This is a genomic window from Aliiroseovarius conchicola (assembly GCF_041403445.1).
In the GTDB taxonomy this organism is placed as follows: domain Bacteria; phylum Pseudomonadota; class Alphaproteobacteria; order Rhodobacterales; family Rhodobacteraceae; genus Aliiroseovarius; species Aliiroseovarius conchicola.
Genome location: NZ_JBGEHL010000010.1, coordinates 1 through 20,349, shown reverse-complemented (window position 1 = coordinate 20,349; position 20,349 = coordinate 1). Strand labels below are relative to the sequence as shown.

23 protein-coding genes and 1 tRNA gene are annotated in these 20,349 nt (G+C 57.1%); 18 read left to right on the top strand and 6 right to left on the bottom strand.

Going from position 1 to position 20,349, the window contains the following annotated elements; all coding sequences use genetic code 11:
* Positions 1–118: 118 nt before the first annotated feature.
* Positions 119–2,290, bottom strand: coding sequence for a tetratricopeptide repeat-containing sulfotransferase family protein (locus V6N04_RS14840; protein ID WP_371170975.1), 2,172 nt, complete (start codon positions 2,288–2,290; stop codon positions 119–121).
* 328 nt (positions 2,291–2,618) lie between these two features.
* On the opposite strand from V6N04_RS14840, the gene V6N04_RS14835 reads away from it, so the two are divergent.
* The 8 genes from V6N04_RS14835 (at position 2,619) to V6N04_RS14800 (ending at position 8,849) form a co-directional block, all read left to right on the top strand.
* Positions 2,619–3,281, top strand: coding sequence for a 50S ribosomal protein L21 (locus V6N04_RS14835; RefSeq protein ID WP_371171046.1), 663 nt, complete (start codon positions 2,619–2,621; stop codon positions 3,279–3,281).
* Between the two features lie 22 nt (positions 3,282–3,303).
* Positions 3,304–3,573 carry a 50S ribosomal protein L27 gene (gene rpmA / locus V6N04_RS14830; protein WP_371170974.1) on the top strand — a complete coding sequence of 90 codons (270 nt, stop codon included), beginning with the start codon at positions 3,304–3,306 and terminating at the stop codon, positions 3,571–3,573.
* A gap of 197 nt (positions 3,574–3,770) precedes the next feature.
* Entirely contained in the window at positions 3,771–4,310 is a 540-nt protein-coding gene (locus V6N04_RS14825; protein WP_371170973.1) for a GNAT family N-acetyltransferase, read from the top strand.
* 9 nt (positions 4,311–4,319) lie between these two features.
* A complete protein-coding gene (locus V6N04_RS14820) occupies positions 4,320–4,838 on the top strand; it encodes a GNAT family N-acetyltransferase (RefSeq protein ID WP_371170972.1) in 519 nt (172 codons plus the stop codon).
* On the top strand, positions 4,835–5,350 hold the full coding sequence (locus V6N04_RS14815) for a GNAT family N-acetyltransferase (RefSeq protein ID WP_371170971.1): 516 nt from the start codon (positions 4,835–4,837) through the stop codon (positions 5,348–5,350). The genes V6N04_RS14820 and V6N04_RS14815 overlap by 4 nt, the downstream gene beginning before the upstream one ends.
* A 91-nt stretch (positions 5,351–5,441) precedes the next feature.
* Positions 5,442–6,473, top strand: a complete 1,032-nt coding sequence (gene obgE / locus V6N04_RS14810; RefSeq protein ID WP_371170970.1) for a GTPase ObgE — start codon at positions 5,442–5,444, stop codon at positions 6,471–6,473.
* Entirely contained in the window at positions 6,461–7,567 is a 1,107-nt protein-coding gene (proB, locus tag V6N04_RS14805) for a glutamate 5-kinase (RefSeq protein WP_371170969.1), read from the top strand. Before obgE ends, proB begins: the two co-directional genes overlap by 13 nt.
* A 34-nt stretch (positions 7,568–7,601) precedes the next feature.
* Positions 7,602–8,849: a glutamate-5-semialdehyde dehydrogenase gene (locus V6N04_RS14800; protein WP_371170968.1), complete on the top strand. Its 1,248-nt coding sequence runs from the start codon at positions 7,602–7,604 to the stop codon at positions 8,847–8,849.
* On the opposite strand, the gene V6N04_RS14795 is transcribed toward V6N04_RS14800, so the two are convergent.
* Complete coding sequence (locus V6N04_RS14795) at positions 8,846–9,445, bottom strand: histidine phosphotransferase family protein (RefSeq protein WP_371170967.1); 600 nt, start codon at positions 9,443–9,445, stop codon at positions 8,846–8,848. The genes V6N04_RS14800 and V6N04_RS14795 overlap by 4 nt on opposite strands.
* A 27-nt stretch (positions 9,446–9,472) precedes the next feature.
* Here V6N04_RS14795 and V6N04_RS14790 point away from each other — a divergent pair, with 27 nt between their 5' ends.
* The 3 genes from V6N04_RS14790 to olsA all read left to right on the top strand — a co-directional run bounded on the left by V6N04_RS14790 (position 9,473) and on the right by olsA (position 11,380).
* Positions 9,473–9,664, top strand: a complete 192-nt coding sequence (locus V6N04_RS14790; RefSeq protein WP_371170966.1) for a DUF3553 domain-containing protein — start codon at positions 9,473–9,475, stop codon at positions 9,662–9,664.
* Between the two features lie 100 nt (positions 9,665–9,764).
* Positions 9,765–10,547 (top strand): L-ornithine N(alpha)-acyltransferase, encoded by a 783-nt coding sequence (gene olsB / locus V6N04_RS14785; protein WP_371170965.1) that lies wholly within the window; start codon positions 9,765–9,767, stop codon positions 10,545–10,547.
* Positions 10,544–11,380: a lyso-ornithine lipid O-acyltransferase gene (gene olsA, locus V6N04_RS14780; RefSeq protein ID WP_371170964.1), complete on the top strand. Its 837-nt coding sequence runs from the start codon at positions 10,544–10,546 to the stop codon at positions 11,378–11,380. Before olsB ends, olsA begins: the two co-directional genes overlap by 4 nt.
* Here the strand turns inward: olsA and V6N04_RS14775 are convergent.
* Both V6N04_RS14775 and V6N04_RS14770 read right to left on the bottom strand, forming a co-directional pair.
* A complete protein-coding gene (locus V6N04_RS14775; protein ID WP_371170963.1) occupies positions 11,377–12,006 on the bottom strand; it encodes a thiamine phosphate synthase in 630 nt (209 codons plus the stop codon). The two genes, olsA and V6N04_RS14775, sit on opposite strands and share 4 nt — an antisense overlap.
* Before the next feature lie 80 nt (positions 12,007–12,086).
* Positions 12,087–12,416, bottom strand: coding sequence for a TfoX/Sxy family protein (locus tag V6N04_RS14770; protein WP_371170962.1), 330 nt, complete (start codon positions 12,414–12,416; stop codon positions 12,087–12,089).
* 71 nt (positions 12,417–12,487) lie between these two features.
* Between V6N04_RS14770 and V6N04_RS14765 the strand changes: the two genes are divergently transcribed.
* Positions 12,488–13,243 carry an RNA methyltransferase gene (locus V6N04_RS14765; protein ID WP_371170961.1) on the top strand — a complete coding sequence of 252 codons (756 nt, stop codon included), beginning with the start codon at positions 12,488–12,490 and terminating at the stop codon, positions 13,241–13,243.
* A 43-nt stretch (positions 13,244–13,286) separates the two neighbouring features.
* Here the strand turns inward: V6N04_RS14765 and V6N04_RS14760 are convergent, their stop codons facing one another.
* The gene (locus V6N04_RS14760) at positions 13,287–13,763 is read right to left on the bottom strand and encodes a disulfide bond formation protein B (RefSeq protein WP_371170960.1); all 477 of its coding nucleotides are present in this window, start codon (positions 13,761–13,763) and stop codon (positions 13,287–13,289) included.
* Positions 13,760–14,338 (bottom strand): YqaA family protein, encoded by a 579-nt coding sequence (locus V6N04_RS14755; RefSeq protein WP_371170959.1) that lies wholly within the window; start codon positions 14,336–14,338, stop codon positions 13,760–13,762. The genes V6N04_RS14760 and V6N04_RS14755 overlap by 4 nt, the downstream gene beginning before the upstream one ends.
* A 168-nt stretch (positions 14,339–14,506) precedes the next feature.
* Here V6N04_RS14755 and ypfJ point away from each other — a divergent pair, with 168 nt between their 5' ends.
* From ypfJ to V6N04_RS14725, 6 genes are all read left to right on the top strand, one after another.
* The gene (gene ypfJ, locus V6N04_RS14750) at positions 14,507–15,349 is read left to right on the top strand and encodes a KPN_02809 family neutral zinc metallopeptidase (RefSeq protein ID WP_371170958.1); all 843 of its coding nucleotides are present in this window, start codon (positions 14,507–14,509) and stop codon (positions 15,347–15,349) included.
* A gap of 344 nt (positions 15,350–15,693) precedes the next feature.
* Positions 15,694–16,731 carry a TRAP transporter substrate-binding protein gene (locus V6N04_RS14745; RefSeq protein WP_371170957.1) on the top strand — a complete coding sequence of 346 codons (1,038 nt, stop codon included), beginning with the start codon at positions 15,694–15,696 and terminating at the stop codon, positions 16,729–16,731.
* 111 nt (positions 16,732–16,842) lie between these two features.
* Positions 16,843–17,427 carry a TRAP transporter small permease gene (locus V6N04_RS14740; protein WP_371170956.1) on the top strand — a complete coding sequence of 195 codons (585 nt, stop codon included), beginning with the start codon at positions 16,843–16,845 and terminating at the stop codon, positions 17,425–17,427.
* Positions 17,424–18,776 (top strand): TRAP transporter large permease, encoded by a 1,353-nt coding sequence (locus tag V6N04_RS14735; RefSeq protein WP_371170955.1) that lies wholly within the window; start codon positions 17,424–17,426, stop codon positions 18,774–18,776. Before V6N04_RS14740 ends, V6N04_RS14735 begins: the two co-directional genes overlap by 4 nt.
* Before the next feature lie 73 nt (positions 18,777–18,849).
* Positions 18,850–18,935: transfer RNA gene (locus V6N04_RS14730), tRNA-Leu, on the top strand.
* A gap of 159 nt (positions 18,936–19,094) precedes the next feature.
* Complete coding sequence (locus V6N04_RS14725; protein WP_371170954.1) at positions 19,095–20,207, top strand: cystathionine gamma-lyase; 1,113 nt, start codon at positions 19,095–19,097, stop codon at positions 20,205–20,207.
* Positions 20,208–20,349: the final 142 nt, after the last annotated feature.

Below are 20,349 nucleotides of genomic sequence, written 5' to 3'. Positions count from 1 at the left end.
TTGGGGACGTGGCCTGCCGAGTTATGGAACGTTACACCTCTGCTGTAATACACATTCAGTCCAGGTATCTTTCGACCCAAGTAGACGCTGACAGAAAACTCTGAATGGCGCTGTCGTGTCAGTCGTCGTCTGGGACGCCCTCCATCCCGCGAAGCCCATCTGTCATTTCGCTAAGTTGCGGGGCGTATCTACGCCACTTCCCGATCGAAGAGTTGTACAAAGGTTGACGCACCTGCGCGAGTGACAGTGTTTTCACATCCCGCTCGGTCTTGTGGAAATCAAGGCAGGCGTCCTCCCACTCAAGATTGCAGAACTCCAGCAGTTTGCGGGTTTCTTCTTCGGGGTTGGACACCAGGGCTTCGTATTCAATCTCATATATCCGGTCCGGGGCCATTTGGCGCCAAAGGGCCAAATACTCTGTGTAAAGCCGGTAGGTGTCGACCAGATCAGATTGCGAGTAGGTATAGAGGTGAAGCCCTGAGACGAAGCGGTTCTTGAACATAGACCACAGATTGTCACGCGGGTCGCGTCTTAACGCGACGATCTTCGCATTTGGCAGCGCAAGCCATGCGAGCGGGGCCATCTGATAGGTCGAGATTGTCTTGTCGGTGATCCGGTCAGCGCCCGGTACACGCCGGTCAATTGCGGCTTGGTAATCACGGCCAATAGCGCTGAGCTGATCGTCGGTCATGTCGGTGACTTTACCACCGGTTCGGTCGGTTTGCGCCACAGCGTCGAAAGCCAGCGGGTGTAGGATGCCCAGTTCGTCTCCGCCGGTGACAGTCGAGTGGCTGGCGAGAATTTGCTCAACAAGTGTGGTGCCAGATCGGGGCAGGCCGGTGATAAAGATTGTTTGGTTGTCCTGATAACCTACCGTCCCAATACGTCCGGCATCAAAGCCCTCTAGAAAGGCTGTGAGGCGATCAAAGTCGCCTTGCGCTTTGTGACGGTCATGTGGGTGCAGAGATGTCATAATCTGGTTGGCGCGCGACAGATACTGCCATGCCAGATCATAGTCCCCATTGTCTTCCATCACTTTTAGAAGGCCATAGCCCAGATCCATCCGCCCCTCGTCAGGCAGGTCGTCACGCTCCCATAGCTTTTGCATCTCAAGGACCACGGGATCGTCTGCGGCAAGCTTCTTGCCCTGCGCAATCATTCGATAGATCGCACCCGAGCGCACACCGCGTGCCAGCGCTGCGCGCAGCACTTCGTCGGCGGCGTCCATCGCGCCTTCTTGTTGCAAGATATTGGCGGCAATGGTGATGACGCGCAGACTTTTCGGGTCTGCCTTCAAGGCGGCGTCGATCCGCGCACGTGCGCCGTCCAAATCGCCGCGAAGTTTCAAGGCCACCGCACCCAACGCCAGTGTTTCGCCAGTTGGTGGATGAAGTTTCTGAAGTCGTTCTAAATCGGTCAACGCTTCTTCAGCGTTTTCAAGCGTGATATGGGCCTGTGCGCGGGTCAGAAGGGCCAACTGATTGTTCGGGTCTTGCTCCAAAAGCAGGTCAAAACACTCGACCGCGTCACGTGGTGCGCCGATTTCGTGATAGAGTTTGCCCAGATTGCCCAAAACAACCGGGCTGCGCGGGATTAACTGGCGGGCGCGCAGAAGGTGGGGTTTGGCTTCGGCGCGACGTCCGTGGGCCAACAGGAACTGCCCGTATTGCGCCACGGCCTCTCCATAGTTGGGATCAATTCTCAGCGCGGCGTGATATGCGGTCTCTGCGTCCTTTGCGCGTCCAAGAGCGGCCAGTGCGGCGGCGTGAATGGCATAAAGAATCTCGCTCTCGCCGCGAAGAGCGATAAGCTGGCGCGCCTGCGCTTCCGCCCCGGTCATCTTTCCGGCGTTGATCATTGCAACAAGCGCATTGACCTCTTGGCCCGTGACCTTGGTCGACACCCGCGCAGAGCTTGATTGGACCGCATTCATCGCGTTCAAGATTGCCTTGCGGTCTTTGTGACCAATATTGCTGTGTTTGAGCTTGGTCTTCGCCGCAGCCTTGGCCGTGTCGGTGCCCGCGGCGGCAAGTGCCGCGGCGTAGGTCTGCCAGACACTGACCTCTGAGGGGGCAAGATCCGTGGCGCGGGCCAGAAGCTCTATGGCCTCTTTTGGGCGGCCGGATTGCATATGAAGCTGCGCCATATGGAAAGGAATTTCCGCGCGGTTTGGCGCCATGCGAGACAGCTGCGACAAAACCTTGAGTGCGTCGCCCGTATTGCCCGAGCGCGCAAGTTCCATCGCCCGTTTGAACATGGCTGGTATCTGGTTTGTGTTCAAAGGCAGCATGGTCAGTTCCTTGGCATCCGAAGGGCAGGGCGCATGCGCAACATCGCATGCTGGACATTTCCCATATTGGCCTATTATGTCAGGCTCAGACCCGCAAGGGGATTGGCCATGGATATCGCGCGCAAGAAATCTGGCAAATCATCTTGACTTGCGCCCCAAATCACCCGATAAGCCGCCACTCCTGCAGGGATTTCCCGTGCGGGTGTGTTTAACTATGTTCGCCTCGATCGGAGGTGGGCGCGCCGTTCGAGGCAAGTGAAGGGATCGTCCCTTCGTCAAACACCGGTGCAACCGGGGCCACAGGACGCGGAATATGAAGGAAGATCAAATGTTTGCGGTTATGAAAACCGGCGGCAAGCAGTACAAGGTTCAAGCTGGAGACGTTCTTCGCGTCGAAAAGCTGGCCGCTGATGCTGGCGAAACAGTCCAGTTTAACGAGATTCTGATGGTCGGCGCGACCGTCGGCACACCCACCGTTGCCGGTGCTGGCGTGCAGGCCGAAGTCATCGACCAGATCAAAGGCGAAAAGGTCATTCACTTCGTGAAGCGTCGCCGTAAGCACAGCTCGAAGCGCACAAAGGGTCATCGTCAACAACTGACGCTGCTCCGCGTGACCGACATCCTGGAAAAGGGTGCTGACAAGTCGGGCGTAAAAGCTGCAATCGGTGCAGGTTCGGTATCTGGCGTTGCTGTTGCAGCTGCTGCCAAACCCGCCAAGAAAGCACCGGCTAAGAAAGCCGAACCCAAGAAAGCTGCCGCCAAAGCTGCTGAGGCTCCGGCCGCGACCGCAGGCGCAGATGATCTGAAAAAGCTGTCCGGCGTTGGCCCGGCGCTTGAGAAAAAGCTGCACGCCGCCGGTGTGACGACTTTCGCTCAGATTGCCTCTTGGGGCGCAGATGAGATTGCCGAGTTCGACGAGAAACTGTCGTTCAAAGGCCGTATCGAACGTGAAGGTTGGGTTGATCAGGCCAAAGACCTGGTTAAAGGCTAACTGAGAGCTAAGGAGAGATAGAATGGCACATAAAAAAGCAGGCGGTTCATCCCGTAACGGCCGCGACTCAGCCGGTCGTCGCCTTGGTGTTAAGAAATATGGCGGCGAAGCCGTGATCCCTGGAAACATAATCGTGCGTCAGCGCGGCACTAAGATGTGGCCGGGCGAAAACGTAGGTATGGGCAAAGATCACACCATCTTTGCGACCACCGAAGGCCAAGTCAAATTCCATAAGGGCCTGAAAGGCCGCACCTTTATTTCGGTTCTCCCAGTGGCGGAGGCCGCTGAGTAAGCCGAACCTAACAAGGTTGTGAAAAACCAGGGGCCGGCTGTGATAGCCGGCCCCTTTTCTTTTTGTATCAAGTTCCTATCTGCCATTCACCGGGATTTCATATTTTGGTCTTATTGCCCCCCATATCAGTGGATATGACACGGGGATGAAGGCCGCGAATGCCCGGTGCGTTCAGAGCTTTCGAAGGAGGGAAAGCCATGAAGCATGTAGAGATCACACGCCAACCGCTTATTGAGGCGGATCGGTTTGTTCTTCGCCCAGTCCGTCGCTCGGACGTGGGGATGCTTTCCATTTATACGGCGGATGAACGTGTGGCTAAGGGCACGCGATCGATCCCGCATCCGTTGCCGCCCGGTACAACTGAGGCATTCATCAATCGCTCTATCCAAGAAGAGCGCAATGAAGATGTTTGGGTGATGGATGCTGCACGCTCGGAAGGGCGCGAGGTTTTGGGCGTTATCAGCCTAAGCCACCTTGACCGGGCGCAATCTCAGCTTGGCTATTGGGTCGCGCCGGGGTTCTGGAACTCCGGTATCGCATCCGAGGCGGTCAAGGCTGTGATGGACGCAAACCCTCAGGAAAACACGTCTGTCTTCGCAGAGGTCTTTCAGGACAACGCCGCGTCGGCCCGTGTGCTGACCCATGCAGGGTTTGAATACATCGGCGACGCTGAAAGCCATTCTGTGGCGCGCGGCGCAAATGTTCCGACATGGACCTACATCAGGAAGATGGGGTAAGTCTTTGCCATGTCATCCGAAATACGAATTCAGACGGAGCGATTTACGCTCCGTCCTCTGACAGAGTCAGACCGTGATCAGGTGGTGCGCCTGCTCGATGATTTCGAGGTGGCGCGCTGGCTGACCGTCGTTCCGCATCCCTATACTGCCGCTGATTATACCGATTTCTTGACCCATCTCGCGGATACCTCCGTATTGGGCGGTCTTGCCATCGAAGAAGACGGTCAGGTGCTGGGTGTCGTCGGGCTGGATCCGACGCTTGGATACTGGCTGGGGCGTGCGCATCACAATCGTGGAGTGATGACCGAGGCGGCAGGCGGGCTCGTTGATTGGGCGTTCCGCAATCAGGACATCACTGAATTAGGGTCTGGGTACTTCGAAGGAAACACGGCCTCTCAGACCGTCCTTCATAGGATCGGCTTTCGAGAAACGAGTATGATCGAGGATGTTCACTGTACCTCGCAAGGTATTGATACAAAGCTAATAAAAGTCAGCTTAGATCGATCTGTTTGGGAGAAGTCACAATGATGACGCGTCTTGTCACCGACCGCTTGATGATGCGCCGCGCGCAGCCTTCAGATGTGGATGACTACCATCGAATTGTGTCGATCTATGACGTCGTGAAATGGACCGCAAGTTGGCCGTGGCCTGCCGACATCGCGCATACTGCCGAACGCAGCAAGCCGTTTGACCCAGAACTGAGCATGGTGGGGCCAGTCTTTCGCGAAGGTGAAATGGTCGGAATGATGGGCATCGCGTCCCATTACGAAGACGGTCCCGAACTTGGCTACATGTTTGCACCAGAGCACTGGGGCAAAGGCTATGCGACCGAAATGGCGCAAGCTTTGGTCGACCATTGTTGGGCACGGTACGACTGGGATGAAATTGGCGCCTGCGCCTATGACGACAACCCAGCCTCGGCGCGGGTGTTGGAAAAACTCGGGTTCGCCGAAATTGAACCGGCCATGGGCAGTTGCAAAGCGCGTGGTGGCGAATTTCCGATGCGGTGTTTCAAACTGCCACGACCGCCTCAAATCTGACCAAGAACACGCCGCGTATGCTCCTCATCACTTGAGCTTGCGCGCATTTCCCTCTATCGCCAATACCGAAACCAGAAAAGGCGTGTGCCCCATGAAATTCCTCGATCTTGCAAAGGTCTATATCCGCTCCGGTTCGGGCGGCGGGGGCTGTGTCTCGTTCCGGCGCGAGAAATACATCGAATACGGCGGTCCAGATGGTGGCGATGGCGGTCGTGGCGGAGATGTGATTATTGAGGTGGTCGAGGGTCTGAACACCCTGATCGACTTCCGCTATCAGCAACACTTCTTTGCAGGAAACGGCCGCCCGGGCATGGGCAAACAGCGCACTGGCGCAGATGGCGATGACATCGTTTTGCGGGTTCCGGTCGGCACCGAAATTCTGGACGAGGACGAAGAAACCGTCATCGCTGACATGACCGAGGTCGGGCAGCGTTTCGTGTTGGCCAAGGGCGGTAATGGTGGGTTTGGAAACCTGCATTTCACCAGCTCCACCAATCGCGCGCCACGTCGCGCCAATCCCGGACTTGAAGGTGTCGAGCGCACCATTTGGCTGCGATTGAAACTGATCGCAGACGTGGGTTTGTTGGGTCTGCCCAATGCGGGGAAGTCGACCTTCCTAGCCGCCACGTCGAACGCCCGGCCGAAAATCGCAGATTATCCGTTTACCACGCTGCACCCGAACTTGGGTGTGGTTGGCGTCGATAACACTGAATTTGTTGTGGCGGACATTCCCGGCTTGATCGAGGGCGCGTCCGAGGGGCGGGGGCTTGGCGACTTGTTCTTGGGCCATGTCGAGCGTTGCACGGTTCTGTTGCATCTGGTCGACGGCACCTCTGAGGACGTAGTTGAGGACTGGCAAACGATCATCACCGAAATCGAGGCTTACGGCGATATTCTTGGCGGCAAACCGCGCGTGACGGTGCTGAACAAAGTAGACGCCTTGGACGACGAGGAGCGCGACGAAAAACGCACGGCATTGGAAGCAGCGGCTGGCCCCGTCATGCTGATGTCCGGCGTGGCGCAACAGGGCACGGTCGACGTACTGCGCGCGCTTCGCAAAGAGATTTCTGAAGATCGCATTCGCCAGAAACCCGAAGAGGAGCAAGAGACGTGGCAGCCCTGACGGACGCCAAGCGCATCGTCGTTAAGATCGGTTCGGCCTTGTTGGTTGACGCCGAAACCGGTGCGTTGAAGTCCGAATGGTTGCAGTCTTTGGCCTCCGATGTAGCCGCGTTTAAAGCACGTGGTGCGGATGTTGTGCTGGTCTCGTCAGGCTCGATCGCGTTGGGGCGCGGGGTGCTGAAATTGCCCAAAGGCACGCTGGCGCTTGAGCAATCACAGGCTGCCGCAGCCGTCGGTCAAATCCGCTTGGCGCGGGCGTATGAAGAGGCGCTGACGCCTTTGGGGGCAACCACCGCGCAGGTGCTGGTGACGTTGGAAGATAGCGCGGATCGCCGCCGCTATTTAAATACGCGTGCGACTTTGGAGACACTTTTGTCTTTGGATGTCGTGCCCATCGTGAATGAAAACGACACTGTCGCCACCGACGAAATTCGCTTTGGCGATAATGACCGTCTGGCGGCCCAAGTGGCCGTGACAATCGGGGCCGATCATCTGGTCCTGTTGTCCGATGTCGACGGCTTTTACTCCGGTAATCCCAAGGATGATCCGGGCGCGACGCGCTATGACATTATCGACACGATCACTTCCGAAATCGAGGCAATGGCCGGGGACGCGGGTACTGGACTGTCTAAGGGCGGTATGAAAACCAAGATTATGGCCGCGAAAACTGCCACCGGGGCAGGGTGCGATATGACGATCACCGAAGGATCGCGCATGGGGCCGCTGTCGGCATTGGCGGATGGCGGGGCAGCAACGTTGTTCACGGCGCGCACAGATCCCAAAGCGGCGCGTAAGCACTGGATTGCTTCGATGAAACCGCAGGGCATGATCGTCGTTGATCTGGGCGCTGCGAAGGCTCTTGGGTCGGGCAAATCTCTGCTGCCGGCGGGTGTTTCTGATGTGCGTGGCAGTTTCATGCGCGGTGATCCCGTCGATATTCAAAGCGCAGACGGTACGCATCTTGGTGCCGGGCTAAGTCGCTATACCGCTGATGAGGCGCGCGCAATCAAGGGCAAACGCTCGGATCAAATCGAACCAGTGCTGGGATACCCGGGACGTGCAGCCCTGATCCACCGCGACGACATGGCCCTTTGAGGGACACAAGACCACCAATATTGGAGACACCAAAATGAGCGAAGACATCAAAGACATGATGACCGAGATCGGACGCCGCGCCCGCGTGGCCGCCAAGACCCTCGCGTTCGCTCCGGCTCCGGCGAAGGAGCAAGCTTTGCTTGCGGCAGCGGACGCCTGCTGGTCCCGTCGGGACGAAATCATCGCGGCCAACGTCAAGGACATGGCGTTTGGACGCGATAAGGGGCTGTCGCCTGCGATGATGGACCGGTTGATGCTGGACGAGGATCGCATCAAGGGCATGTGTGATGGGCTGCGGGCTGTGGCGTCACAAAACGACCCTGTGGGAGAGGTTCTGGCCGAGTGGGATCAGCCCTCGGGTCTGCAGATCAGACGCGTCCGCACCCCGTTGGGTGTGATCGGTGTGATCTATGAAAGCCGCCCCAATGTGACCGCCGATGCGGGTGCGTTGTGCCTGAAGGCGGGCAATGCCGTGATCCTGCGCGGTGGGTCGGAGAGCTTTCATTCGGCCGGCTTGATCCATGAGTGTCTGCAAGACGGGCTGCGTGCTGCTGGTCTGCCCGAAGATGCCATCCAGCGCGTGCCGACGCGTGATCGTGCCGCTGTCAGTGAAATGCTAACCATGACGGATTATGTCGACGTGATCGTCCCGCGTGGTGGCAAAGGGTTGGTCGGATTGGTTCAACGCGAAGCACGCGTGCCGGTCTTTGCGCATTTGGAGGGCATCGTTCACGTCTTCCTAGATAAAGATGCGGACCCCGAAAAAGCTGCGCGCGTTGTGATGAACGCCAAGACCCGTCGCACGGGCATTTGCGGGGCGGCGGAGTGTTTGTTGGTGCATAGGGACGCGGTCCAGCTTGGCCAAAGCATCCTTGATGATCTGATGGCCGCCGGGGTTGAGGTTCATGCCGGAGAAGGGCTTATCGGAACCATCGCAGCCACGGACGCGGATTGGGGCAAAGAGTTTCTGGACAGCATCATCGCGGCCAAGATCGTTGATGATGTGGACGGTGCTATTGAACATATCAATAAGCATTCGTCCTCTCACACCGATGCGATCCTGACCGAAAATGATGAAGCGGCGTCAAAATTCTTCACCCAGCTCGACAGTGCGATCCTGATGCGTAACGCGTCGACCCAGTTCGCAGATGGCGGAGAGTTCGGAATGGGGGCCGAGATTGGCATCGCCACTGGCAAAATGCACGCACGCGGCCCGGTGGGGGCGGCTCAGCTGACCTCGTTCAAATATCTGGTCGAGGGGGATGGGACCACGCGGGCCTAAAACTCGACGCTAATGGAATGATCTGACAGGGTGACACCTGCACTGCGTCCCTGGCGCGCCAATTCGGGCGCGATCAGGGCAAAGTGAACTTGCGCCGGAGGCACTTCGGTATGGTCTTGCGGGCCCGATAGCAGGTGCCAGAGTGTCGGGTCGGCTTTCATTTTCTCGGCCTCGCCGTGTATGCGCCAGTGGTTGGCATCTCGTGTTACAGTCAATTGACCACCCCATGGCATCGCGCTTTCAAAGCACTGCAAGGCCAGGAAGGCAAGTTTGACTGCGCCTCTAGGCTGGTCGCCCTCTGGGGTCCAGTTGATGTGAAGCTTGCGTCCATCAACATCAGGGGCGAGGATTGACCGGATCTCGGCCTCGCTGATCATCTGGCCATCTGTGGCGGAACCGAAAGCGATGCGAAAATAGCGGATGCGCAGATTGGCATTTGTTACACTTTCGGCGATCAGCGCCATTTCCGGGCTATCGGGAAGGCCGGAAAGCTGCAAAAGTTCAACGCCGTTGCCGATCGCCCCCAAAGGGCTGATAAGGTCATGGCAGATACGGGAGCCGATCAGAGCGGTCAGATCGCGGTCTTGTTTTGTCATGGGGCGTGCCTTGGAAGGGGAAATGGAATGAGTTTAGGAGCTTTGCTTGAGCCAGGGATGAGGGTCCGTCACCCTAATCAACCCGATTGGGGGGTGGGGCAGGTGCAGTCAAATGTGGGTGGCAAAGTGACGGTCAATTTCAAACACGCTGGCAAGCAGGTGATCCTGTCCGAATACGTTGATCTCATGATTGTCTTTGACCCTCCGCCAGCTGTTTAACCGTGTGTCACCCTTGTTAAAACAACCTTAGCGGGCATTTCCTCTGGTTGCAAATTGTGATCTTCCACCATAGAAGCCCAACAAAGTTAGCAAAACATTAATGACGATGACCCAGCCCGAATTTACCCTTCGACTGGCCCGTGACGAGGCCGACCTGATCGCGGCTCAGCGGTTGCGTTATGATGTTTTCGTCGATGAACTTGGGGGCAACGGCGCATTGGTGGATCATGACGCGCGGCTGGAACGTGATGCTTTCGATCCTTACTTCGATCACCTGATCTTGTTTGATGAAGCCCGCGAAGGTGCTCCGGCTGTGGGTGTTTACCGGCTGTTACGCGGTGATCAGTTGACGGCAGGCGAGACCGGATTGAACAGGTTTTACTCTGAAGATGAATATGACCTGTCGCCGCTAAAATCCTCGGGGCGCAAGCTCTTGGAACTTGGACGATCCTGCCTGCACCCGGACTATCGGGGTGGCAGTGCGATGATGGTGCTTTGGAGCGGGCTTGCCGACTATGTGGTTCAACATGAGATTGAAGTGATGTTCGGCGTTGCCTCGTTTCATGGTACGGATGTTGACCAGCTGAAGGCTCCGCTATCCCTTTTGTATCATCGGCATTTGGCCCCCCTAACGCTCCGCGCCCGCGCGCAACCTGATGTGTATCAGGACATGAACCTGATGAAAGAAGATCAAATTGACCGACCAGCGGCAATGCGCGCGGTACCGGCGTTGATCAAGGCGTATCTTCGCTTGGGCGGATATGTGGGGGACGGTGCCTATATTGATCATGCCTTCAACACGACGGATGTGTGCTTGATCATGGATACCAACCAGATGAGTGCAAAGCACAAGGCGTTCTACACCGCGCGAGGTGGCCGATGACTGCGTTGTGGCAAGGGGAACCTGAACCAAATTCATTCCATCCCAAAGGATGGGACTGGGTGCGGATCATTTGCCGGGCGTTGCCGTTGGCCATCCTTGTCTTCGGCGGTTTGATAGTCCTGCTTCTGATCCGTTTGATTGAACGGCCGATATTCGGTGTAAAACGCCCGATGACGCCCCATATTACCCAGTTTGTATGCCGGATGGCCTTTGTTTTGTTGGGTATTCCGTTTTCGTCCATGGGCGAGCCGATGCGCGAAAAGGGGGCGATTGTGTCAAACCATGCGGGGTGGCTGGACATATTCTCGCTCAATGCACGCAAGCGGGTCTATTTCGTGTCAAAATCCGAGGTCGCCCAATGGCCCGGCATAGGCTGGTTGGCGCGGGCCACCGGCACCGTGTTCATAAATCGTGATCGGCGCGAGGCCGCACAGCAGATCGAGGTGTTTCGAGACCGGCTATCCGTAGGTCATAAACTGCTGTTCTTTCCCGAGGGGACGTCCAGTGACTCGCTGCGGGTATTGCCTTTTAAATCAACGCTCTTTGCGGCGTTCTTTACGCCAGAGCTGCGTGATTTCATGTGGGTACAGCCGGTGACAGTTCGCTACATCGCCCCCGAGGATCAGGATCCGCGGTTTTATGGGTGGTGGGGCGACATGGAGTTCGCACCACATTTGATACAAACACTGGCGTCTCGCAAGCAAGGTCGGGTCGAGGTCGTGTACCACGCGCCGGTTAAGGTCTCTGATTTTGCGGGCCGCAAGGAGCTGGCAGCTTATTGCGAGGCCAAGGTTCGCGAAGGTCTTGGCGATCTGAACATTGAGGTGGCTTAGCCGCGCATTGCCCCAAGCAACCGGGTCAGGGTGGCCGATGGATCATCGGTGCGCCAGATCTCTTCGCCGATAGCAAAGAAATCCGTAACGGGTGTCAGGGCGCGGATCGTGTCTTCGTCCAGCGCGCCCTCGGCCACAACAGGGATTTCGATCATCTGTGACCACCAGTCGAAAAGCTCGGCGTCGGCGCGGGTTCCGTCACCAAGGGCGGTCGCGCCAGCCGGACCAAAGCTGATGTAGTCCGCCCCCGCTTCGCCTGCGTTCATTCCGTCATGGCGCGAGGCGCTGCAATATGCGCCAACAATGGCGTCCGCACCCAGATCATCCCGCGTGTTGCGCACTCGGCGCGCGCCGTCGCCAAGATGCACACCGTCAAGGCCAAGGCGTTCGACCATAAGCGCATGTTCGGAAATGACGATCGGTACATCGCGGGCATGCGCGACCTCGCGGCAAGCATCGGCGGCCCGCATGATCCGGTCCTCGTCTGTGGTGGCAAGCGCCAGACGAAGGCAGGCTGTCTCATGGGTGTCCAGCACGCGCGCCAGCTCGCTCGGGAACTGCGACAGTTCAATTTCTGGCGGGGTCACAAGGTAAAGCTGGGGAAGTTCCATGTCTGTCTCGGCCATCGCACGCAGTCCTTCACATCGGTGTTTGCAGCTTCATAAAGCGCTTAGCTGGCAATGCAAGTAATTGCGCGCCGCCGGCGTTATTTCGCGGGCAGGGCAGATACGAAATCAAGCGCGAGCCGCAGTAACTCGGCGCGGGCGGCGTCATCGGCCATTGCATCAGACCCGGCGTCAATGAAACCACCCATCCGTCGTCCGGTAAAAGCCATTGGTTCAGCGCCCGGCACCGCAAGGGCCGATGCCTCGTTATCCTTGCCAACGCGGTACATCGCACCGTCTTTATGGACCCCGCACAGCATGTTTCCGTTCAGCATGAAGGCGATCCCGCCAAACATCTTTTTCTCGGCAAGACCGTCGATATCCACAAGGTCATCCTTCATGAGCTGATAAAGCCCTTGGTCATATGCCATAGATCACCCTCCTGCTTGCCCTGATTGGGCAGTCAGCGTATCACGCGCTCACGATAAAGGAAGGGTCAACCGTGACGGATCAATCGACAGAAAACCTTGGCCCGCAGCCCGAGATCGTGCTGGTGCGCCCCCAGATGGGTGAAAACATCGGTGGGGCCGCGCGCGCGATGCTGAATTTCGGGCTGGAGCGGATGCGGATCATCGCACCGCGCGACGGCTGGCCGAACCAATCGGCCGTTGCGATGGCCTCTGGTGCGGGGCGGGTTCTGGACAAGGCTGGTGTTTACGACACGCTTGCCGGTGGGATTAGCGATTGCGACTATGTCTTTGCGACCACCGCGCGGTCGCGTGGATTGGCAAAACCGATCCTGAGCCCGGAAAAAGCAATGGCCGAGGCACGCGTGATGCGGGCTGCCGGCAAGAAAGTGGCGATCTTGTTCGGGCCAGAACGCACGGGGCTCGAAAATGACGAAGTTGCGCCGGCCAACGCGATAATCTCGGTCCCGGTGAACCCGGAATTTGCATCGCTGAACTTGGCGCAGTGTGTGTTGCTCACGGCGTATGAATGGCGACGTCAAACGTCAGAGTTCGATCACGAGGTGATGGAGTGGGCCGGATCAGAGCGCGCCCAGGCCATTGAGGTTGAGAAACTGGCGCAACACTACGAGACGCGCCTGGACGAGGCGGGGTTCTTTTATCCGCCAACCAAAGCGCCGGTGATGAAAATCGCCCTTCGCAATATGTGGAGCCGCATGCCGATGACCCGTGCAGACGTGCAAATCTTTCACGGCGTGTTGCGGCAGCTTTTGCGGGGAAAAACCGACTAAAGCGTTTCCAGTCCTGCTGTGACCCAACAAAAGCCGGAACGCCTTAGTCTTTCTTGGTCGCGGCTGCGAGCCAAACGAACACCAACACAAGCGAGCCCAACGCGTTCAGGTTGGCCATGGTCAGCCCAAACATCTCCCACGGGATTTCATCGCAACGGATCAGCGGGGCGGCGTTGATTTGGGACATCAGATCCTCGACCGACAGATCGCCTACACCGCCGCCGGTGCATGAGCTTGGACCCTCCCACAGCTTGCGTTCGACGCCAGAGTGATAAAAGCCAATGCCCGAGGTGATGGCGGCGGACAGCGCGCCCAGCCACGCCAGTGCCTTTTTGCCCGTGGTCAGCGCAACGCCTCCGATTACGATGGCAGCCGCGTGTGGCCAGCGCTGCCACAAGCACATTTTGCACGGTGCATAGCCCAATGCCTGAAAGACGAAAGCCCCGCCCAAGATGGCCACCGATGACACGGTGGCGAAGGCGATAAGCTGGGTTGCTGTGAACCGGTCGAAGATCTTCATAGGAATTTCACCACATAAAAGCCGCCAATAAGCAGGACGCAGAATAGGACAAACATCAGGCCAAGGCGACGTTCAATAAAGTCGCGGATAGGGGCGCCGAACTTCCATAGAAGGGCCGCAACGACAAAGAACCTGAGCCCGCGTGCAATCACGCTGGCGATCATAAAGACCCCGAAGTTCAGGCCCGTCGCCCCGGACAGGATCGTGATGACCTTATAGGGGAATGGCGTGACGCCTGCGATCAACACCGCCCACGCGCCCCATTCGTTATAGGTCTCGGTGAAATGCGCGAACTCTCCGGTCTTGCCGTAAAACTCCAACACGGGTTGGCCGACGCTTTCAAATAGGCCCCAGCCGATGAAATAGCCAAACGCACCGCCCAGGACAGAGGCCGCCAATGCGACCGAAGCGATGATAAACGCGCGCGAGGGGCGGGCGATGATCATTGGGATCATCAGAACGTCGGGCGGAATGGGAAAGACCGAGCTTTCAAGAAACGCCACCACCGCCAGCGCCCAAAGCGCATGCCGCGTGTCCGCAAGTCCCATTGTCCAATCGTAAAGACGCCTGATCATTATCTTTGCCCTCTGTTTCCCCTCTGGAACCATGCCAAGAAGATGACGTCAAGGGACAGGCAGGCTATCATGGCTTGAAGCAACGGGTCAGGCCGGTAAACTGGTCGTGACCAATGTTGTAATCCGGACCATGTTTATCTGTGCCGGACGAGTAAAGGGAACGAGCGTATGAAATGGCAGGGTCGGCGCGGAAGCCGCAATATCGAAGATCGTCGTCGGATGGGCGGCAAGGCGCAAATTGGCGGACTTGGTATGCTGGCCGTCTTGGCCATTGGCCTGTTCTTGGGGGTCGACGTGTCTCCGTTCCTGCAAGGTGGCGGTGGCACCATCGGCAGCAGCGGCGGCGGAGAGATCACAGAGGCCGACCAACAAGCTGGCCAGTTCGTGTCTGTCACGCTGGCAGATACAGAAGAGGTCTGGACCGATCTTTTTCGCAAACAGGTCGGCGAAGCGTACAATCCCGTAACGCTGGTTCTTTACAAAGGTGTGACCCAAAGCCCGTGCGGTGGGGCCTCGGGCGCGACCGGGCCGTTCTATTGCCCCGGTGATCGCAAAGTCTATCTGGACACGGATTTTTTCACCACGATGTCACGCCAGCTTGGCGCTAAAGGCGATTTCGCGGCAGCCTATGTTGTGGCCCACGAGGTCGCACACCACGTCCAAAACGAGCTTGGCATTCTGGGGCAGGCCAATTCGATCCGCAGTCAGGTGAGCGAAGAAGAAAGCAACGCGATTTCGGTCCGGATTGAGCTTCAGGCGGATTGTTATTCGGGCATCTGGGCCCGCGAGGCGCAATCCCGCTTTGGATCATTGGAACGCGGCGACATTGCTGAGGCGATGAATGCAGCACACCAAATCGGAGACGACACGTTGCAGCGCAACGCCGGTCGGGTGCCGATGCCGCACACCTTCACCCACGGAACGTCCGAGCAGCGGCAGCGCTGGTTTGTGCGCGGATATGAAAGCGGGGACATGCGCAGTTGTGACACGTTCTCGGCACAGCAGCTATAATTCTCTGGAATGATTGCGCGCTGATACAGCCATTGTTTGGAGCTTTCACCGCTAATTTGATTCTATCTGATAGCTGTACAGAGCTTTCGTGTCGGGAGGTTTAGGACCTGCCGCCTGATTTGCTGTACCTGTTAAATAACAGTATTTATGTAGTAATTATAAGCTTGTTGCGCTTGCAACGAATTTTGATTACGAATATTTCAGCGACAGGGTCAATCACAAAGCCGACCGCGCGGTCAAAAAAACTTGCGTGACGCTTTCGAGCCTGTTCTTATCTGGGTGTGCGCAGGGTGGAGGAGCCTCACTGTGTCCAGACAGACAATGTTCGCGTGGGAGGAAGCGAGATGAAATTTACCATGAAAGCAGCCTTGTTGGGTGCAGCGGCACTGGGCCTTTCTGTATCGGCCGGGTTTGCACAAGAAGTGACACTGCGGTGCCAACACTTTGTGTCTCCGAAATCCGCGGTGCCAAGCGGTTTTATGACCCCATGGGCCGAGAAGATCGAAAAAGAATCTGGCGGTCGGATCAAGGTCGAGATTTATCCCGGTATGCAGCTTGGTGGAAAACCACAGGCGCTTTACGATCAAATCCGTGATGGCGTGATTGATTGTGGCTGGGCGTTGCCTGCCTATACACCTGGTCGTTTCCCCGAAGCTGAGGCGTTTGAACTGCCGTTCATGACGTCACAAAGTGCCGAAGACTCGTCTCGTGCGGCATGGGAGTTTACTGATAAGTATCTGAAAGAACGCATGAATGACGTGCATGTCATGGCGGTTCACGTCCACGGCCCCGGTGTCATTCACAAAAAGGGCGGCCCGATCAAATCTTCTGGCGATTTCTCGGGTTTGAAACTTCGTGGGCCATCGCGTCAGGCCAATGCTTTGCTGTCCACCTTGGGTGCGACGCCCGTTGGCATGCCAGTCCCAGCCTTCCCGGAAGCGCTGTCTAAGGGTGTTGTCGATGGTGGTGTTATCCCTTGGGAGATCACTGTCCCCCTGAAAGTGAATGAGCTGGCGGACAGCCACACCGTAATTGGGGGCGATCGCGCGCTTTATAATACGTTCTTTATCTGGGCGATGAACAACGATACCTACAATGGCCTGCCGGATGATCTGAAGGCGATCATTGATGCCAACTCTGGCATTGATGCGTCTGGCTGGGCCGGTCGCGCCATGGACGAGGGCGACGCGCGTTCGTTAGAGCTGATTTCAGGTTTGGACAATGAAATCTATACTTTGGACGACGCGACAGTGGCCGAACTTAAAGCCATTGGCGACAAACAGACCGAAGAATGGATTGCAGACATGAACTCCAAGGGTCTGGATGGCGACGGCATGGTATCGATGTCAAAAGACCTTGTCGCGAAGCACAGCGGCAACTGATCTGTAGACTTGGATTCTCTCCGGGCGACGGTGGTTGCCCGGAGATTTTTTATCCGCAACCACAACGTATGTGGCACAATCAGATCACGACAGAATTTTGAGGCAGAGAACGTGGCAATAGCAAAGCAGGCAGAGATGCGGGTGGGTCGTGTCATAACGGTTCTGAGCCGTTGGATGGCCTATTCCGGTGGGGTTGTCTTGGCGGGCATCGCGCTGACTACGGTGTTTTCGGTGATCGGACGCGCCCTTCTTGGCTTCGGGTTGGGGCCGATCAAAGGCGACTATGAAATCGTCGAGATGGGCTGCGCAATTGCCGTCTTTGCTTTCATGCCATGGTGCCAATTGAAGCGCGGCCATGTGACCGTCGATATCTTTATCTCGCGGCTATCTGAACGTTCCCAAGCCGTGTTGGGACTGATTGGCGACGTGTTCTTGGCGGGGGCGGCCTATATTATCTTGTGGCGCTTGTGGCTTGGGTTTGGCGAGAAAGTTCCCTTTGGATCTGACGCGTTTCGGGCGGCGCTTAGCATGGGGTCAAAACCATTCTTTGCTGAAAGCACGTATGAACTTGAGGTTCCACTTTGGATCCCGTTTGGCCTTTGCCTGATTGGCGCCGCGTTCTTCTTCATCGTAGCAATTTTCACTGTCTGGCGGTCCCTCAACTGGGTGCTGGATGGTAAGGAGGAACGGGTATGACCGGTATTGAACTGGCCATCATCGCCTTTGCGTTGATGCTTTTGGCGATCTTCCTGCGCCTGCCTATCGGGCTTGCGATGGGACTGACTGGGTTCTTTGGAATTTGGTACATGATGGGGCGTCCGAATGTGACGCTGAGCCAGTTGAAGACGCTGTCTTATGACACATTCTCCAGCTACTCGCTGTCCATCGTACCGCTCTTTTTGCTGATGGGGCAATTTGCGACCAAGTCCGGGATGTCGGGGTCCCTGTTTGAAGCTGCTAGCGATTGGCTTGGCCATCGCAAAGGCGGCGTTGCGATGGCTGCCGTCGGTGCTTGTGCGGGGTTTGGTGCCGTTTGCGGGTCGTCGCTGGCGACCGCTTCAACCATGGGGCAGGTGGCTCTGCCCGAGATGCGCAAACGTGGATACTCGGACGCGCTGTCGACCGGGGTGCTCGCTGCCGGCGGGACATTAGGCATCTTGATCCCACCATCCGTTATTCTGGTGATTTACGCGATCCTGACCGAGCAGAACATCGTCAAGATGTTCATCGCCGCTTTGGTGCCCGGTATACTCGCCGCACTTGGTTATATGCTGACCGTCGCCGTCATGGTGCGCATCAATCCCGACAGCGCAACCACCGCCGAGCGCGTTCCCTACGCGCATCGTTTCAAGACCTTGATATCGATCTGGCCTGTGGTGGTGATTTTCGGTCTGGTGATGGGTGGTATTGCCGGTGACTGGAATTGGGTCAAACCCGGCGTGCAGGCTTTGTTTACACCGACCGAGGGCGCCGCCGTCGGTGCAGTGGCGACCGGTATCTACGGTGTGATGACGGGCGGGCTCACGTGGCAAGGGTTCCTTGATAGCGTGCTGTCCACCGCGCAATCCACCGCAATGATCTTCTTCATCGTCTTGGGCGCGCAGATATTCAACTCGTTCCTCGCCTTCACACAAGCCCCACAAATGCTGGCAGAGTGGGTGGTCGGGCAGGGGTTTGCTCCGCTCATGGTGCTGGCGGTCATGCTGGCGGCCTACCTGATCTTTGGCTGCGTTATGGACAGCCTGTCGATGATCCTTCTGACCATCCCGATCTTCTATCCTATCGTTGAAATTCTCGATTTTGGCCTGACGCCGGAGCAGGCAGGCATCTGGTTTGGAATCCTTGCACTGATTGTGGTCGAGGTCGGCTTGATCACACCGCCTGTGGGTATGAACTTGTTCATCATCAACTCAATGGCGCGCGATATTCCGATGTCAGCCACGTATCGTGGGGTCGCACCATTTGTACTGTCCGATCTGATCCGGGTCGTCGTTCTGGTCGCCTTTCCCGGCATCACGCTCTGGCTTGTTGGAGTTATGTTCTAGTCAAAAAAATGCGACGGGCGGGGTGCGTTTGCCCGTTGACCTCGCCTCGCGGCTTGGGTAATTCCAACGCAGTGCCTCTCTGGTGGAATGGTAGACACGAGAGATTCAAAATCTCTTGCTCGCAAGGGCGTCCCGGTTCGAGTCCGGGGAGAGGCACCAACGAACTTTCAGATCAAGATTTGTTGCGGCCTTGATACATATTCGAAGCCCCACCTTCACCGGGCCTGAGTTCCAATTTCCCGTCGGGCTCTTCACCGCTTTTCGATAGTACACCGGCCATCTCTCGGTCTAGTTTGTCGAGGAGATGAGGAGACGAATATGACTGACAAGCAAGACAGCGATATTGCCGCGCAACTTTTGCACCTTCGGGGGCAGGGGTTGTCCAAGGGAGATCCTGTGGCATTGCCGTTGGTCACAAGCTCGATGTTTCACCTACCGGGTGATCCTGACGGCGGTGCTGCCTATGGGCGCGTCGACAATCCGACATGGGAGGCGCTGGAGCACACGCTTGCTCTTTTGGAGGATGCCCCATGTGTTGCGTTCCCGTCTGGTATGGCAGCCATTTCAGCAGCGTTGTTTTCCACCTTAAAAGCCGGTCAAACTCTGTTGGTCCCTTCGGATGGTTACTATGTGACCCGGCTGTTGTCGTCACGCTTTCTGTCACAGCTTGGCGTGACGGTTATCGAACGTGAAACGGTGCGCTACGCCCAAGACGGGTTTGACGGGATCGACGTCGTGTTTGTTGAAACACCATCGAATCCGGGGTTGGACCTGTGTGACATCGCGGCCATATCCGCGCAGGTGAGTGCTGCCGGTGGCATCACGATTGTCGACAATACCACCATGACGCCGTTTGGGCAGCGACCTTTGGACCTTGGCGCCGACATTGTCGTTGCATCAGACACCAAAGCGCCCGGTGGTCATTCTGATCTGCTGATGGGGCATGTTGCGACCCGTCAACCCGCTCTTCTTGAAGCGGTCACCGATTGGCGCAAGATGTCAGGCGCGATCCCGTCCCCTAACGCGGCATGGCAGCTTCACCGTGGACTGGAAACGTTGGAGGTTCGCTTTGACAGGATGTGCCGTTCGGCGGGGCAGGTGGCAGAGGTGCTCACTCAGCACAGTGCGGTCAAATCTCTGCGCTATCCTGGATTGCCGACCGATCCATCGCATGGTCTGGCGCAGGCTCAGATGTCGCGCTTTGGGTTTTTGATCGGTCTGACGTTGTCGGACAAAACCACTGCGGAACGCTTCATCGAGGCTAGCGCTTACCTGCGTCCGGCGACGTCGTTTGGTGGGGTCCACAGCTCTGCCGAGCGGCGCGCGCGTTGGGGTGATGCGGTGGCGGACGGCTTTGTCCGAATCTCGATCGGTTGCGAGCCAGTGGATGTATTAATCCGTGATCTCGGTGCGGCACTTGATACCGTCTGACCTTTGAGAATCAGTGCCCGAATTAGGGCCTGTTAACACTATTACTTAGTGCTATTTGATGCTAGGTATCTGTTATGAATGAGATAACAGAAAATCAATACGCGCTGATCCAGCCCTACTTGCCAGTCCAGCGCGGGAATGT

What these genes read in the sequence shown, in the direction of transcription:
- V6N04_RS14835 (WP_371171046.1), top strand. Translation starts at nt 2,619, where the DNA reads ATGTTTGCGGTTATGAAAACCGGCGGCAAGCAGTACAAGGTTCAAGCT.
- rpmA (WP_371170974.1), top strand. Translation starts at nt 3,304, where the DNA reads ATGGCACATAAAAAAGCAGGCGGTTCATCCCGTAACGGCCGCGACTCA.
- V6N04_RS14800 (WP_371170968.1), top strand. Translation starts at nt 7,602, where the DNA reads ATGAGCGAAGACATCAAAGACATGATGACCGAGATCGGACGCCGCGCC.
- V6N04_RS14825 (WP_371170973.1), top strand. Translation starts at nt 3,771, where the DNA reads ATGAAGCATGTAGAGATCACACGCCAACCGCTTATTGAGGCGGATCGG.
- olsA (WP_371170964.1), top strand. Translation starts at nt 10,544, where the DNA reads ATGACTGCGTTGTGGCAAGGGGAACCTGAACCAAATTCATTCCATCCC.
- V6N04_RS14770 (WP_371170962.1), bottom strand. Translation starts at nt 12,416, where the DNA reads ATGGCATATGACCAAGGGCTTTATCAGCTCATGAAGGATGACCTTGTG.
- V6N04_RS14755 (WP_371170959.1), bottom strand. Translation starts at nt 14,338, where the DNA reads ATGATCAGGCGTCTTTACGATTGGACAATGGGACTTGCGGACACGCGG.
- V6N04_RS14745 (WP_371170957.1), top strand. Translation starts at nt 15,694, where the DNA reads ATGAAATTTACCATGAAAGCAGCCTTGTTGGGTGCAGCGGCACTGGGC.
- olsB (WP_371170965.1), top strand. Translation starts at nt 9,765, where the DNA reads ATGACGATGACCCAGCCCGAATTTACCCTTCGACTGGCCCGTGACGAG.
- V6N04_RS14815 (WP_371170971.1), top strand. Translation starts at nt 4,835, where the DNA reads ATGATGACGCGTCTTGTCACCGACCGCTTGATGATGCGCCGCGCGCAG.
- V6N04_RS14725 (WP_371170954.1), top strand. Translation starts at nt 19,095, where the DNA reads ATGACTGACAAGCAAGACAGCGATATTGCCGCGCAACTTTTGCACCTT.
- ypfJ (WP_371170958.1), top strand. Translation starts at nt 14,507, where the DNA reads ATGAAATGGCAGGGTCGGCGCGGAAGCCGCAATATCGAAGATCGTCGT.
- obgE (WP_371170970.1), top strand. Translation starts at nt 5,442, where the DNA reads ATGAAATTCCTCGATCTTGCAAAGGTCTATATCCGCTCCGGTTCGGGC.
- V6N04_RS14820 (WP_371170972.1), top strand. Translation starts at nt 4,320, where the DNA reads ATGTCATCCGAAATACGAATTCAGACGGAGCGATTTACGCTCCGTCCT.
- V6N04_RS14760 (WP_371170960.1), bottom strand. Translation starts at nt 13,763, where the DNA reads ATGAAGATCTTCGACCGGTTCACAGCAACCCAGCTTATCGCCTTCGCC.
- V6N04_RS14790 (WP_371170966.1), top strand. Translation starts at nt 9,473, where the DNA reads ATGAGTTTAGGAGCTTTGCTTGAGCCAGGGATGAGGGTCCGTCACCCT.
- V6N04_RS14840 (WP_371170975.1), bottom strand. Translation starts at nt 2,290, where the DNA reads ATGCTGCCTTTGAACACAAACCAGATACCAGCCATGTTCAAACGGGCG.
- V6N04_RS14735 (WP_371170955.1), top strand. Translation starts at nt 17,424, where the DNA reads ATGACCGGTATTGAACTGGCCATCATCGCCTTTGCGTTGATGCTTTTG.
- V6N04_RS14775 (WP_371170963.1), bottom strand. Translation starts at nt 12,006, where the DNA reads ATGGCCGAGACAGACATGGAACTTCCCCAGCTTTACCTTGTGACCCCG.
- V6N04_RS14795 (WP_371170967.1), bottom strand. Translation starts at nt 9,445, where the DNA reads ATGACAAAACAAGACCGCGATCTGACCGCTCTGATCGGCTCCCGTATC.